The following is a 13,694-nucleotide window of genomic DNA, read 5'->3' on the forward strand; positions in this document are numbered from 1 at the left end:
CCTTTCGGTCGGTGTCGACGTCGCAATCCACACCGAACTCGAAAGGTCCTCACCTGTTCAAGATCCCTCAGCTGAGACCTGCCTCACCGTCCACAACCTTCCGGGACAGAACACCTAGTCCTCGGGGAGTTCGACGGGTGCGATCTCGTCGTACACGTCCCCCGGCCCGGGGTTCGTGGCGTCGGTCGTCCCGCCGAAGTGGTGCATGACGCCCCACACCGCGTTCAGCGCGGTCTGCACGGCGCCCTCGGCCCAGCCGGCCGTCCAGGAGATGTCGTCGCCGGCGAGGAAGATGCCCCGCTTGTCCTCGGGCAGCCGGTCCTGCATGAAGTGGGTGAACAGGCGCCGCTGGTAGCGGTAGTGGCCGGGCAGGTTGGCCTTGAACGCGCCCATGAAGTAGGGCTCGTTCTCCCAGGACACCGTCACCGGGTTGCCGATGATGTGCTTCCTGATGTCGACCTTCGGATAGATCTCGCGGAGCGACTTCAGCATGACCTCCATCCGCTCGTTGGCGGACAGCGGCAGCCACTTCAGGCTGTCGTCGCACCAGGTGTACGACAGACAGATCACGGCCGGCTTGTCCGGACCGTCGTCCAGGAGGTAGGTCCCGCGGGTCATGCGGTCGGTGAGGGTCATCGACATGACGTCGCGGCCGGTCTGCTCGTCCTTGTCCAGCCAGAACGGCCGGTCCACGGGCACGAAGAGCTTCGACGACTCCATGTAGTGCGTCCGCTCGATCGCCGTCCAGTGGTCGATCGGGAAGAGCGAGTCGTCGCAGGCGATCTTCGACAGCAGCATCCAGGACTGGGCGGTGAAGACCGCCGCCCGGAAGGTGCGGATGTCGCCGTCCGCGTCGGTCACGGTGATCCCGTTGCCCGCGGTGCGGTGCAGCCGGGTCACGGCCGGGCGGGGTTCGCCGCCCTCGTGCAGGCTCGCGAGCGAGATGCCGTACGGCCAGTGGACGATCTTCTCCGGCTCGCGCTCCCACAGGCGCAGCGGCAGCTGCTGGGAGCCGCCGACGATGCCGCGGTGGTGGTCGTCGGCCTCGGTGTAGACGACCCGGAGGATTTCGAGGATGGAGTTGGGGAAGTCGGTGTCCCAGCCTCCCGTCCCGAAGCCGACCTGGCCGAAGATCTCGCGGTGCCGGAAGGACCTGAAGGCCTCGGAGTCGCAGAGGAAGCCGTAGAAGGTCTGGTTGTCGAGCTTCTCGACGAGCTTCGCCCAGATCTCGCGGATGCGCGGCACGTCCCGCTCGCGCATCGCCCGGTTCATGTCGGAGAAGTCGGCGCCCTCTTCGAGGCACGCGTTCCAGGCGGCCGCGACGTCGCGGTAGACCTGGGGCAGGTCGTCGGCCGTCTCGGCGTAGTGGGACTCGCCCTTGAGGTCGACGACGGTCGAAGGGGTCGTCTCCGCGAGGGGGTTGGGGAAGGGCCGGGTCGTAAGGCCCACCAGGTCGATGTAGTGCTGGAGGGCCGTGGAGGAGGGCGGGAAACGCATCGCGCCCATCTCGGCGGTGAGGGACGGGTCGCAGCCGTCGAAGCCCACCGTGCGCAGCCGGCCGCCGATCCGGTCGGCCTCGTAGACGACCGGCTTGAGGCCCATCTTCATCAGCTCGTACGCGGCCACGATGCCGGACAGGCCGCCGCCGATGACCGCGACCTCGGTGCCGTGCTCGGTCGCCGGTATCTGGCCGAGGCCCGCCGGGTGGGCGAGGAAGTCGTCGTACGCGTAGGGGAAGTCCGGGCCGAACATGGTGATCGGCGGCTGCTGCTCGTCTGCGTGCTCGACGGCGTTGGGCACGGTGGACGTCATGGGGTACGGACTCCTTGCACGAAAAGAACTCGGGGGAAGCTGAGGGGGTTTCAGGCCAGGGACCCGTAGAGGCCGGGGCGCCGGTCCTTCAGGTACGGGTTCGCCTCGCGGGACGCGGCGAGGAACGCGGGGTCGACGTCGGCGAGGAGCAGCTCCGCACCGCGTCCGGCGCGGGTGCGGGCGACCCCGTCGGGCCCGGCGAGGGTGGACAGGCCGACGAAGTCGAACTCCCCTTCCTGGCCGACCCGGTTGACGTACGCCACGTACATCTGGTTCTCGAAGGCCCGCACCGGAATGACCGACTCGGCGACGAACTGGAACGGGTGCATCTGCGCGGTCGGCACGAGGAGGAGGTCGGTGCCGGCGAGGGCGTGGGCGCGGACGTTCTCCGGGAACTCGACGTCGTAGCAGATCATCAGGCCGACCCGCAGCCCGTCGAGCTCGGCCTGTACGACCGCCTGGTCGCCCGGCGTGAAGTGGTCGCGCTCGAAGCAGCCGAAGAGGTGGGTCTTGCGGTAGCCGGCGAGGCGGGTGCCCTCGGCGGAGATCAGCTGGGCGGAGTTGTACACCGCGTCCCCGGCCCGCTCGGGGTAGCCGTAGGCGATCGCGAGGCCGTGCCGACCGGCGGTCTCGGCGATCGCGTCCGCGGACTCGCCGTCGGCGGGCTCGGCGAGGCGGGCGATGTCGTCGCCGATGGCGTACCCGGTGAGGAACAACTCCGGCGCCACGAGCAGCCCGGCGCCCGCGGCGGCGGCGCGGCCCGCGGCCTCGTCGAGGACCTTGAGGTTCTCGACGCTCGAGCCGGGGCGGCCGGAGCTCTGGAGCAGGGCGGTGCGCATGCGTGTTCCTCACCGGGCTGAAGAGTGGCGGAAGGGCGGCGAAAGGGTGGTTGTGGGGGCCATGTAGACGGTACGGGCGGCGGCCTCGGGCGGACAAGAAGGAGCTGTTGCGCGTGCGTGAGCGATTCGTTGCGTGCGCCGGGCGTGCGGCGGTGATTCGTTGCGCTCGCCGCGCGCCGCTCCGTACCGGCGCCGCGGCGGGGGCGAGAAGCCTGCCGGTGCCGAACCACCCCACCCGCCCGCCGGCACGGCTACGTCACGGTCGGCCGCCCCCTGACCGCCAGCGCCGCCGCCGTCACCAGATACGGCACCGCGAGCATCGCGAACACGGTGCCGTGCGAAGCCTGCGTGCCGAGCGTCGCGTACACGCCGAACACGGTGACCGTGGCCAGCTCGGTGCCCAGGCTCGCGACCGAGGTCAGGGTGGCCCGGCCGGTGCTGTCGATCCGGTGCTGGAGCCGGACGTCGGCGAGGATCTCGGCCACCTGGAAGCCGCCGAAGGCGAGGGCGACGAGGCCGATGCCGGCCGGGGTACCCATGACGGCACCCGCGGCGAGGGCGAGCGCGGCACCCGCGAGCAGCACGGCGAGTCCGGTCGCGCCCAGACGTTCGGCCGCCCCGGACAGCAGACTGCCGGCCGTGACGACCGACCAGACCAGCAGGAGGAGGTGGGGCACGGTCGAGTCCGCCACGCCGGTGTCCCGGATCAGGAGGGGCGTGTACTCGTCCAGAGCGCCCCACACCGCGGCGACGGCCGGCACGAGCAGCAGGGCGCCGCGCACGGACCGGTCCTTGCGGGCGTCGGCCAGTCCGGCCCGCAGGGACGCCGTCCAGCCCTCGCCCTCACTCACCCGTGGCACCCGGTGCTCCGGGAACCGGGTCGCCGTCGCCGCCGCCAGCAGACACGCCAGCACGCTCGCCGCGCCGACCGCCGGGTAGCCGCCCAATGCGAACACCGGGCCGGCCAGACCCATCGCGGCCATCACCGCCACCAGCCCCGCCGCCCGGGCCCGGCCCATGACGCGCGCGTACCGGTCGGCGGCGCCGAGCCGGTCCAGTTCGTCGTAGACCAGCGCCTCCAGGGCTCCCGAGCCGAGCGCTCCCCCGGCGCCCCACAGGACGAAGCCGAACGCGAAGGCGCCGTACGACGGGACGGTCACCCACAGGGTGAAGCCGGTGGCGGTGAGCAGCGGGGCGAGCCACAGCAGCGTCCGTCGGGACACGGCGTCGGCCCAGGCGCCGGAGGGGACCTCCAGGAGCACGCCGGTGATCGACCAGAGGGCGAAGAGGGAGGAGATCTGCCACAGGGACAGACCGGTGTCGGCGAACAGCAGCGCGTACACCGGGTAGAGCAGGACCAGCTCATCGAGGAACGCGTAGCCGTACAGCGTGGCCGTGAGCCGTCGCACACCGGTGGTGTCGGGCACACGCGCAGGTGAGAGTGTCATGAGGCCTTCCCGCAGGGACGGATCGGATGCCGGAGCTACGGCGTCCGAGGCGGCCCTCGGGAGGCACGGCTGGTGGATCAATGTCGCCAGGTCATGCAACCGATGTTAGACGGGCTCCGCCCCGCTGCCCAGCGAAAATGTGGTGATCACGGCCGCGTGGTCGGACGGCCACTCGTTGTCCTCGACGTCCGGCCAGGGCCGGGGGCGGCCGCTGACGTACGTCCGGGAGTCGAGCACGCCGAGACCCCGGTGCAGCACGAAGTCGATGCGGTCCTGCGGCTCCGGGCGGCCACTGCCGTCCTCGTGCTCGGTGTGGACCGGGGACCAGGTGTGGCCGGGGTCGCGTACCGGGTCGGGGTGGGCCTCACGGTAGGAGTCGCTGAAGCCCGCCTCCGCGGCCGCCTTGGTCACCGGCCACTCGACGTCCGGCCAGTCCTGGTGGGAGGGGCTGTTGAAGTCGCCCACGAGGACGACGGGCACGGTGTCGTCGATCCGGCCGAGGGTGTCCCGCAGCTGCTCCAGCCGCACGTCCTCGTGAGCGATCAGCTCGTCCGCCGGGAGCCCGTCGAAGGCGGACTCGTAGGGCCCGTACGGCTTGTAGTCGAGGTGGGTCGTCCAGATGTCCACCTCGGTGGCCGCGCCGACCCGGATCCGGACTCCCGCCGCCCCGTAGAAGCCGACGTCCGGGTCGCCGAAGCGGGCCGTGATCGGGTGGCGGCTGATGATGCCGAGGTTCTCGCCTGCCCGGTGGTGGTACCAGCCGAGGGCGTCGGCGAGTTCCTGGGCGGCGGTGCCGTACGTCTCCTGGAGGCCGACCACGTCGACGCCCGTCTCGGCGATCACCTTGAGCTGCTTCTCGCGGTGGTCGGCGACCCTCGTGCCGCCGTGCCAGAGGTTCCAGCTCATCACCCGGAGGTCGTGGGTGACCAGGGCGCTCAGCTGCGCCACGGTGACCCCGGCCAGGCTGGTCAGGACCGTCCGGCCGGGCGCCGTCTCGATCGGCGCGAGGGACGGGACGGCGAGGACGGCGCAGCCCGCCGCCTCGGCCGAGGCAACGCCGGTCTCGGTGTCCTCGACGGCCACACAGGCGGCCGGGGTGACGCCCAGGGCGTGGCAGGCGGCGAGGTAGGGGTCGGGGGCGGGCTTGGTGTGCTCGGTGTCGTCGGCGGTGACGGAGACCGCGAAGCGGGTGGCGCCGAGCGCTTCGAGGACGGTGTCGGCGACGGCCCGGGGGGAGGCGGTCACCAGGGCGGTGGGTACGCCGGCCTCGGCGAGCGCGTCGAGCAGGTCGAGGGCGCCGGGGCGGGGCACGATGCCGGTACGGACGCGGGCCGCGAACTCCCGGTGCAGTTCGGCGGCGAGGTGTCCGGCCGCCGTGCCCGTGGCGGCGGCCAGCCAGTCGGCGGTGTGCTCGACGGGCCGGCCGAGCACCTCCGGCTGGTCCGCCTCGGTCAGCGGCCTCCCGGCGACCTGCTCCACGGCCTCCCACCACAGCCGCTCGGTGTCGACGAGCGTGCCGTCCATGTCGAACAGGACGGCCGCCGGCGAAGTGTCCGAGATATCAGCTACAAGCCCTTCCACGGAAATCTTCTCTCTCCTCTTCTTCAAATTCGGAAAATCATCGGCAAATCATCGGTAAAGTAATTGATCTTCCATTTCCGGCCTCCCGGCGAATGTTAGGTTGACGCGACAGTGATCACATCGAAACGGGGATAATTCATGCCTGCTCGTTCCCGCCTCGGCGCCCTCGCCGTGGCTCTCGCGTCCGTGACGGCACTGGGAGTTCTGGAGGCTCCCGACGCCGGTGCGACGACCGTCCACTGGACGTTCCAGGGCTGCGACTTCTACGTCGGAGTGCCCGCTCACCACTACTACAGCCGCGACGACCAGACCATCACCGTCAATGGTTCGTGGAAGTGCAAGAGCAACCACACGTTCCATATGACGTCGGAAATCAACTACGCCCATCCCGCGTTCGGCCGCCAGTACTACGAGCGGAAGGACTATGTCTTCAAGTCGAAGAAGTCGGCGAAATGGAGCATCACGCACCAGTGTAAATTCGACTACCCGAATTCAGGAGCGAAGCTGAAGACCTGGCAGACCATCTGGCTGCGGGAGGCGGGCTCCCGCTGGGAGACCCCCTCCGTCAAGCTGTACTGCGGCATTTTCAGTTAGCGGACAGCTTCAGTCAGCGGGAATCGGACGTCACCGCGCGGCGCGGTCGACCACCATGACCGCCTGGTCCGGCAGTCCGACCGCCACGCGCGCGCCGACGGGAAACTCGCCGGCTCGCCGGGTGGACACGTCGGCCTTGACCTCGCAGCCGTCCGGCAGCCGTACCGTGATGCGGGTGGTCGCCCCCAGGAAGGCGGTGGCGGCCACCCGTCCCCCGGCCTCCGGGTCGGGCTCGACCTCCACGCCCTCCGGACGCAGCAGCACGTCGACGCTCGCGCCCGCGGCGGCGCCGTCGCCCGTCACCGGTACCCGGCGCCCCAGTACCTCGACGGTGTCCCCCGCCGCCATGACCCCCGGCACCCGGCTCATCGTCCCCACGAACCCGGCGACGAAGGCGGTGGCCGGGCGGGAGTAGAGCTCGGTGGGCGTGGAGCACTGCTCCACCCGGCCGTCCCGCATCACGGCGACCCGGTCCGCCATGGACAGGGCTTCTTCCTGGTCGTGGGTGATGAACAGGGTGGTGATGCCGAGTTCCTGCTGCAGGCGGCGGATCTCCTCGCGCAGGGTGGTGCGCACCTTGGCGTCCAGCGCCGACAGCGGTTCGTCGAGCAGCAGCACGCGCGGGCGCAGAGCCAGCGCCCGGGCGAGCGCGACCCGCTGCTGCTGGCCGCCGGAGAGCTGGTGCGGGAACCGCTCGCCCTTGTCGGCGAGACCGACCAGCTCCAGCAACTCGGCGGCGCGCGTGCGCCGTTCGGCCGCCCGCACCTTCCGCATCCGCAGTCCGAAGGCCACGTTGTCCAGCGCGTTGAGATGAGGGAACAGGCTGTACGACTGGAAGACCATCCCGGCGTCGCGCCGGTGGGCCGGAACGCCCGTGACGTCCTCGCCATCGACCAGTACCTGACCCGAGTCGGGGTGCTCGAATCCGGCGAGCATGCGCAGCGCGGTGGTCTTGCCGCAGCCGGAGGGGCCGAGCAGGGCCAGGAGTTCACCGGGCTGGACGGTCAGGTCAAGGCCGTCGAGGGCGACGGTCGGCCCGAACTCCCGTCGCAGGCCCCGGAATTCGACGGTCGCGGCCTCGGTGGCGGCGGCCTTGACGAGCGTGCTGATGGTCATGGGTCATCCCTGGGAGGCGGTGGGGGTGGCGGGCCGGCGCCCGCCGAGGGCGGCGAGGGCGAGCAGCATCACCCAGGTCACGAGCAGGCTGAGCACGGAGACGGCTACGGACATCTGCGCCTGGGCGCCGGAGATGTCCACGATCCACACGGCGAAGGGCCGGAAACCCAGCAGGTGGGCGACGGTGTACTCGCCGAGCACCAGCGCGAGGGTGAGGAACGAGGCGTTCAGCAGTGCCCCGCGCAGGTTCGGCAGTACGGCCTGGAGCAGCGCCTGCGGCCAGCTCGCGCCGCAGCTGCGGGCGGCCTCGACGAGGGTGCGCACGTCGATCGCGCGCAGCCCGGCGTCCAGGGCCCGGTACACGAAGGGCAGCGCCATCACGACGTAGGCGAGGACGAGGACCACGGGGAAGTCCGGGTTCTGGATCGCCACCATCGTCTGGAAGAGCGGGGTGCGCGAGAGGTACTCGGGCCCCCATTTCAGCACCGTGCTGATCCCGGCGACGAACGCGATCGGCGGCACGACCAGCGGCAGTGAGCAGACGATCTCGACGACCGGCCGCAGCTTCGGGGCGCCGAGCCGCAGCGCGACCATGGCGGGGACCATGAGCAGCAGCACGAGGGCGATGGTGGCGACGGCCAGTTCGAGGGCGAGCAGCAGGCTGGTGACGAATCCGTCGGTGCCGGCGATCCGGCTGTAGGCGTCGAAGGAGATCCGGTCACCCATGTCCACCGAGAAGACCACGGACGCGGCCAGCGGGACGAGGAAGTACAGCGCGGCGAGGCCCAGCACGCCCCACCGCCACAGGTTCAGGCGAGCCATCGCGCACTCCGTCGTTGCAGGGGCAGGTACACCGCCATCACCAGGCCCGCGACCACCACCATGTCGAGGCTGAGGGCCAGCGCCACGTTCTCCTGTCCGACAAGGACGTTCCCGGAGAGGGCGTCGGCGATCTGCAGGGTGACCAGCGGGATGGAGCTGCCGACCATGGCGGCGGCGGTGGCGTACGCGGCGAACGCGCTGCCGAAGAGCAGGACGAAGCCGCCGAGCAGGGACGGCGCGAGTACGGGCAGGGCCACGTGCCGCCAGTACTGGGCGGAGGTGGCCCCGTTGTTCTGGGCGGCCTCCCGCCACTGGGTGCGCAGGCCCTCCAGGGCCGGGGTGATGGTGAGAACCATCAGCGGGATGAGGAAGTACAGGTAGACGAGGGTCAGGCCCGAGAAGCTGTAGAGGTCCCAGCCCTTGTCCCTGAGGCCCAGCTGGTCGGTGAGGACGCCGGAGTTGCCGAGCGTGGCGACGAAGGCGAAGGCGAGCGGCACACCGCCGAAGTTGGCGAGCACACCGGACGCGGTCAGCACGGCCTCACGCAGCGCCCGGAACCGGGAGGTCACCACGGCCTGGGCCAGGAACAGCCCGAGCAGGGTCGCGATGGCGGCGGAGACGGCGGACAGCTTGACGCTGCCGAGCAGGGCCGTCAGGTAGGCGCCCCGCAGTGAGCCGGTCAGGTTCGCAGCGCTGTACGACGTGGCGCCCGTGGCCTGGTCCTTGACCGTGAACGCGCCGTTCAGCATGGCCAGGGCGGGGATCCCGAAGGCGATCGCGGTGACGACGAGCAGCGGGACGACGGCGAGCCAGCCGGGGGCGCGGCGCCGCCGCTTCGGGGAAGCGGCGGTCGCCGTGTCGGGCCGTGTGAGGATGACCGTCATCCGGAGACGGCCTCCGCCCAGCCCGCCGAGAGGACCGTCTTGGCCTTGCTCTGCTGGGCCTCGGCCGGGAAGGACGGCGTCCCCTCGACGTCCGGGAGCGCGGCGGCGGCGGTCTTGTCGAGGGTGCCGGCCTTCTCCATGGCGGTCATGAGGGCCGGGCGGGCGAACCCCTTGAGCCAGAGGTTCTGGCCCTCGGCGCTGTAGAGGTACTCCTGCCACAGCCGGGCGGCCGCCGGGTGCGGGGCGTCCTTGTTGACGGCCTGGGAGTAGTACTGGGCGAACTTGCCGTCGCCGGGCACCGACACCTGCCAGTCCAGCCCCTTCGACTTGAACTCCTCGGCATACCCCGCGTTGAGGTAGTCCCAGTCGATGCTGATCGGTGTCTCGCCCTTCTCCACGGTGGCCGGGGTCGACTCGACGGGCGTGTAGTTGCCGTTCTTCTTCAGCTTGGCGAAGAAGTCGAGGCCGGGCTGGATGTCGTCGAACGAACCGCCGCTCGCGAGGGAGGCCGCCCACACTCCGGCGAACGCCGAACCCGACTTGGTGGGGTTGCCGTTGAGCGCGACCTGGCCCTTGTACTGCGGCTTGAGCAGGTCGGCGAAGGTCGTCGGACAGGTCGTGACGCGCTTGGCGTCGCAGCCGATGGAGATGTAGCCGCCGTAGTCGTTGTACCAGCGGGCCTGCGCGTCCTTCTGGCCCGAGGGAATGTCGTCGTACGAGGTCACCTTGTACGGCGCGAGCAGCCCCTGCTGGGCGGCGCTGACCGCGAAGGAGCTGCCCAGGTCGAGGACGTCCGGGGCGCGGTCCTGGCCCTTGCGCGAGGTGACGGCGTTGATCTCGTCCTGGCTGGTGCCGTCCGGGCTCTCCACCGCGATCTGGATGCCGTACTTCTTCTTGAAGCCGTCGATCAGCGCGCCGTAGTTCGCCCAGTCCCGCGGCAGGGCGATCGCATTGAGCTTGCCTTCCTTCTTGGCCGCCTTCACCAGCGCGGCCATGCCGCCGAGGTCGGCCGCGGAGGTCGCGGTGGCGGCGCTCTTGCCGTCGGCGGTCGTGGACGCTTCGGGGGCGGCGCCGCAGGCGCTCAGGGCGAGCGCGGCGACGACGGCGAGTGCGCCGCCGCGGACGGCGGTTCTCGGCAGGGACACGGTCACGGCTTCTCCAGGGGACGCGCGAGGGTGCAGGAGCCAAACAGAGAGAACGACGGTCAAACAGAGAGGACGACGGTCAAACAGAGGAACTTGTCTGAACAAGTTGGCCTCAGTAGGCCCGCCGCTGGTGTCGTGCTCGTAAACACTGGCGAAACGCTGACCGCTGAATTCCTGCAGATCTCCGACTGACAGGGGTGACCGTGGGAACTCGACTAGGCTGCTCACGCTGTGCACAGTGACCGACTCGGAGGGGGGAGCATGGCGGCACGACACGAGGAGATCGCCGACGAACTGCGTCGGGCGATCGACCGCGAGGAGTACACCGTCGGGAGCCTGCTGCCCGCCGAGACCGAACTCGCGGCCCACTACGGCGTCTCGCGCGGCACCGTCCGTCAGGCCGTCGCGGCACTCACCGCCGAGGGGCTCATCGGCTCACGCCAGGGCGCCCGCCGCATGGTCCTGGCCAGCCGCCGCAGCCAGAGCTTCGCCGAACTGCGCAGCTTCGCCCAGTGGGCCCGCGCGATGGGCCGCGAGGCGACCGGCCGGGTGGTCGCCCAGGAGTACCGTCCGGCGACCGCCGAGGACGCCGTACGCCTCCAACTGCGCGAGAAGACCCCGGTGTTGCATGTCCTGCGGGTGCGCGGTCTGGACGGCGACCCGGTCCTGCTGGAGCGGACCGTGTACGCCGACTGGATCGCCCCCGCCGTCGAGCCGATCGAGCCGGACTGCCCCTCGGTCACCCAACGCCTGCTCGACGACACCGGCCTGGTCTTCGCCTACGGTGAACACGTCATCGACGCGGTGGCGGCGGGCGCCCAGGACGCCGAGCTTCTCGGTGTCCGCCGGACGAGTCCGCTGCTGCGCGTGCGCCGGGTGACGACGACGCGGGAGGGGCGCCCGGTGGAGTGGTCGGACGACCGCTACCGCTCCGACGCGGTGAGCTTCAGCGTGCACAACTCGATCGGGAACAACGCCCTGGCCCGGAAGACAGCCGACTGAAGGAGGCCCTCATGGAGATCGCCGCCCTGCCGCACGTCGACGAACACACCACCACGGTCACGGCGGGGCCCGAGGCCGTCTGGCGCGGCCTGAGCGAGGTCCTGGACCGCTCCTTCACCGGCGACCGCGCGGTCGGCTACGCACGCCTGGTCGGCTGCGCCGACAGCGCGGCGTTCGGACCCCGGCCCCTGGCCGAAGGCTCGACGGTGCCCGGCTTCCGGGTCGCCTCCGCGGACCGGGGCCGGGAGCTGGTCCTCGTCGGCCGCCACTACTTCTCGACGTACGCCCTGGTCTTCCGCCTCGACGAGGCGGGCGCGGGCCGCACCCGGCTGCGGGCCGAGACCCGGGCCAGGTTCCCCGGCCCCTTCGGCGGCCTCTACCGGCTGTGCGTCATCGGCACGGGCGGGCACGCGATCGCCGTTCGGCGGCTGCTCGCGGCCGTCCGCCGCCGCGCCGAGTAGGACGGAGCAGGACGGCTCGGGACGGCCAGGACGGCTCAGGTCGGGGACCCCGACGAGAACCGGCGCAGCAGCGGCGACAGCACCAGCACGGACTTCGTCCGCTCCACGAACGGCTCCCCCGCGATCCGCTCCAGGACCCGCTCGAAGTGCCGCATGTCGGAGGCGAAGACCTGGACGACCGCGTCCGCCTCGCCCGTGACCGTCGACGCGGCCACGACCTCCTGGTAGGGCTCCAGGCCCCGCCGGATGGTCTCGGGCGAGGTGTTGTGCCGGCAGTAGATCTCGACGAACCCCTCCGTCTCCCAGCCGAGGGCCGACGGGTCGACCCGGACGGTGAATCCGGTGATGGCTCCGGTGGCGCGCAGCCGGTCCACGCGCCGTTTCACGGCGGGCGCGGACAGGCCGACCAGCTGCCCGATGTCCGCGTAGGAGCGGCGGGCGTCCTCGGCGAGGGCGTGCACGATGCGTTCGTCGAGATCGTTCAGCACTGCGGGTGGTTCACTTCGCTTCAGGTGTGGCAAGACGGGAGCGGCGATGGCCGTACAGGAAGTAGAACACGAGCCCGACGGCCGTCCAGACCCCGAAGACCACCCAGGTGACGGCCGAGAGGCTGCCCATCATCCAGACGCAGAACCCGAGGCCCAGGGCGGGCAGAACCGGTGACAGCGGCACCCGGAAGGTACGGGGCATGTCGGGACGGGTCCGGCGCAGCACCACGACCGCGATGTTGACCAGCCCGAAGGCGAAGAGGGTGCCGATGCTGGTGGCGTCGGCGAGCTGTCCCAGCGGGACGGCGGCGGCCAGGACCCCGCAGAACAGGGACACGATCAGGGTGTTGGCGCGGGGCGCCCCGGTCTTCGGGTGGACGTGGGCGAACACCTTGGGCACGAGCCCGTCCCGGGACATCGCGAAGAGGATGCGGGTCTGGCCGTACAGCACGGTCAGGACGACGCTCGCGATGGCGATGACCGCGCAGAACGCCAGCAGCGTGCCCCAGAAGGTCTGTCCGGTGACCTCGCGCATGATCTGGGCGAGCGCGGCCTCGGAGTCGGTGAACCGCTGCCAGGGCTTGGCGCCGACGGCGACGGCCGCGACGAGGACGTACAGCGCGGTCACGATGACGAGCGACAGCATGATCGCGCGGGGCAGGTCGCGCTGCGCGTTCCTCGCCTCCTCGCCGGCGGTGGAGGCCGCGTCGAAGCCGATGTACGAGAAGAACAGCGTCGCCCCGGCCGCGCTGACCCCGGCCATGCCGAGCGGCATGAAGTTCTCGTAGTTGCCGGAGCGGAAGCCCTGGACGCCGATCGCGCAGAACAGCACCAGCGCGGCGATCTTCACGACGACCATGACGGTGTTGGCGCGGGCGGACTCCCGGGCGCCGCCCAGCAGGAACGCCATCGCGAGGAGGACGACGATCAGCGCCGGCAGGTTGAAGACGCCGCCGTCACCGGGCGGGGCGGACAGCGCGGCCGGAATGGTGACGCCGAGGGTCCCGTCGAGCAGTTCGTTCAGGTACTCGCCCCAGCCGACGGCGACGGCGGCGACCGAGACACCGTACTCGAGGACCAGACACCATCCGCAGACCCAGGCGACGAGCTCGCCCATCGTCGCGTAGGCGTACGAGTACGAGGACCCGGAGACCGGGATGGTGCCCGCCAGCTCGGCGTACGAAAGGGCCGAGAAGAGGGCGGTCAGGCCGGCGATGACGAAGGCCAGGGTGACGGCCGGACCGGCCTTGGGCACGGCCTCGCCGAGGACGACGAAGATGCCGGTGCCGAGGGTGGCACCGATGCTGATCATGGTCAGCTGCCACAGCCCGAGGGTGCGGCGCAGGCTGCCTCCCTCGCCCTGGCCGCCCTCGGCGACCAGGCGTTCCACCGGCTTGCGACGCATGAGGCGTGCACCGAGGCCCGGGGACGAGGGCCCGTTCTGACTGCGCTGTTGCGTGGGTGCGCCTTGGTCGAGCACGCGCTGACTCCTTTGTCGCTGC

The 13,694-nt window shown here is 70.9% G+C and carries 13 protein-coding genes; 3 read left to right on the plus strand and 10 right to left on the minus strand.

Annotated elements, in window-relative coordinates:
• Nucleotides 1-114: 114 nt before the first annotated feature.
• From QFZ76_RS10295 to QFZ76_RS10310, 4 genes are all read right to left on the minus strand, one after another.
• Nucleotides 115-1,812: an NAD(P)/FAD-dependent oxidoreductase gene (locus QFZ76_RS10295; protein ID WP_307673436.1), complete on the minus strand. Its 1,698-nt coding sequence runs from the start codon at nt 1,810-1,812 to the stop codon at nt 115-117.
• Nucleotides 1,813-1,862: 50 nt separating this feature from the next.
• Complete coding sequence (locus QFZ76_RS10300) at nt 1,863-2,651, minus strand: carbon-nitrogen hydrolase family protein (RefSeq protein ID WP_307673437.1); 789 nt, start codon at nt 2,649-2,651, stop codon at nt 1,863-1,865.
• Nucleotides 2,652-2,902: 251 nt separating this feature from the next.
• Nucleotides 2,903-4,099 (minus strand): MFS transporter, encoded by a 1,197-nt coding sequence (locus QFZ76_RS10305; RefSeq protein WP_307673438.1) that lies wholly within the window; start codon nt 4,097-4,099, stop codon nt 2,903-2,905.
• A 105-nt stretch (nt 4,100-4,204) separates the two neighbouring features.
• Complete coding sequence (locus QFZ76_RS10310) at nt 4,205-5,680, minus strand: HAD-IA family hydrolase (RefSeq protein WP_307673439.1); 1,476 nt, start codon at nt 5,678-5,680, stop codon at nt 4,205-4,207.
• 138 nt (nt 5,681-5,818) lie between these two features.
• Between QFZ76_RS10310 and QFZ76_RS10315 the strand changes: the two genes are divergently transcribed.
• A complete protein-coding gene (locus tag QFZ76_RS10315) occupies nt 5,819-6,274 on the plus strand; it encodes a hypothetical protein (RefSeq protein ID WP_307673440.1) in 456 nt (151 codons plus the stop codon).
• Nucleotides 6,275-6,304: 30 nt separating this feature from the next.
• Here the strand turns inward: QFZ76_RS10315 and QFZ76_RS10320 are convergent, their stop codons facing one another.
• Genes QFZ76_RS10320 through QFZ76_RS10335 form a run of 4 tightly spaced genes read right to left on the minus strand, consistent with a single transcriptional unit; the run spans nt 6,305 to nt 10,247 of the window.
• The gene (locus tag QFZ76_RS10320; RefSeq protein WP_307673441.1) at nt 6,305-7,390 is read right to left on the minus strand and encodes an ABC transporter ATP-binding protein; all 1,086 of its coding nucleotides are present in this window, start codon (nt 7,388-7,390) and stop codon (nt 6,305-6,307) included.
• A gap of 3 nt (nt 7,391-7,393) precedes the next feature.
• The gene (locus QFZ76_RS10325; RefSeq protein WP_307673442.1) at nt 7,394-8,212 is read right to left on the minus strand and encodes an ABC transporter permease; all 819 of its coding nucleotides are present in this window, start codon (nt 8,210-8,212) and stop codon (nt 7,394-7,396) included.
• Complete coding sequence (locus QFZ76_RS10330) at nt 8,200-9,096, minus strand: ABC transporter permease subunit (RefSeq protein ID WP_307673443.1); 897 nt, start codon at nt 9,094-9,096, stop codon at nt 8,200-8,202. The genes QFZ76_RS10325 and QFZ76_RS10330 overlap by 13 nt, the downstream gene beginning before the upstream one ends.
• A complete protein-coding gene (locus QFZ76_RS10335; protein ID WP_307673444.1) occupies nt 9,093-10,247 on the minus strand; it encodes an ABC transporter substrate-binding protein in 1,155 nt (384 codons plus the stop codon). The genes QFZ76_RS10330 and QFZ76_RS10335 overlap by 4 nt, the downstream gene beginning before the upstream one ends.
• Nucleotides 10,248-10,502: 255 nt before the next feature.
• On the opposite strand from QFZ76_RS10335, the gene QFZ76_RS10340 reads away from it, so the two are divergent.
• Both QFZ76_RS10340 and QFZ76_RS10345 read left to right on the plus strand, forming a co-directional pair.
• Nucleotides 10,503-11,243 (plus strand): GntR family transcriptional regulator, encoded by a 741-nt coding sequence (locus QFZ76_RS10340; RefSeq protein WP_307673445.1) that lies wholly within the window; start codon nt 10,503-10,505, stop codon nt 11,241-11,243.
• Between the two features lie 11 nt (nt 11,244-11,254).
• Nucleotides 11,255-11,704 (plus strand): hypothetical protein, encoded by a 450-nt coding sequence (locus tag QFZ76_RS10345; protein ID WP_307673446.1) that lies wholly within the window; start codon nt 11,255-11,257, stop codon nt 11,702-11,704.
• Between the two features lie 35 nt (nt 11,705-11,739).
• Here QFZ76_RS10345 and QFZ76_RS10350 read toward each other — a convergent pair whose 3' ends face one another.
• Both QFZ76_RS10350 and QFZ76_RS10355 read right to left on the minus strand, forming a co-directional pair.
• Complete coding sequence (locus tag QFZ76_RS10350; RefSeq protein ID WP_307673447.1) at nt 11,740-12,192, minus strand: Lrp/AsnC family transcriptional regulator; 453 nt, start codon at nt 12,190-12,192, stop codon at nt 11,740-11,742.
• A gap of 10 nt (nt 12,193-12,202) precedes the next feature.
• Complete coding sequence (locus tag QFZ76_RS10355) at nt 12,203-13,672, minus strand: amino acid permease (protein ID WP_307673448.1); 1,470 nt, start codon at nt 13,670-13,672, stop codon at nt 12,203-12,205.
• Between the last annotated feature and the right edge of the window lie 22 nt (nt 13,673-13,694).

Origin of the sequence: Streptomyces sp. V4I2 (assembly GCF_030817655.1) — a bacterium.
GTDB classification, from domain to species: Bacteria; Actinomycetota; Actinomycetes; order Streptomycetales; family Streptomycetaceae; genus Streptomyces; species Streptomyces plumbiresistens.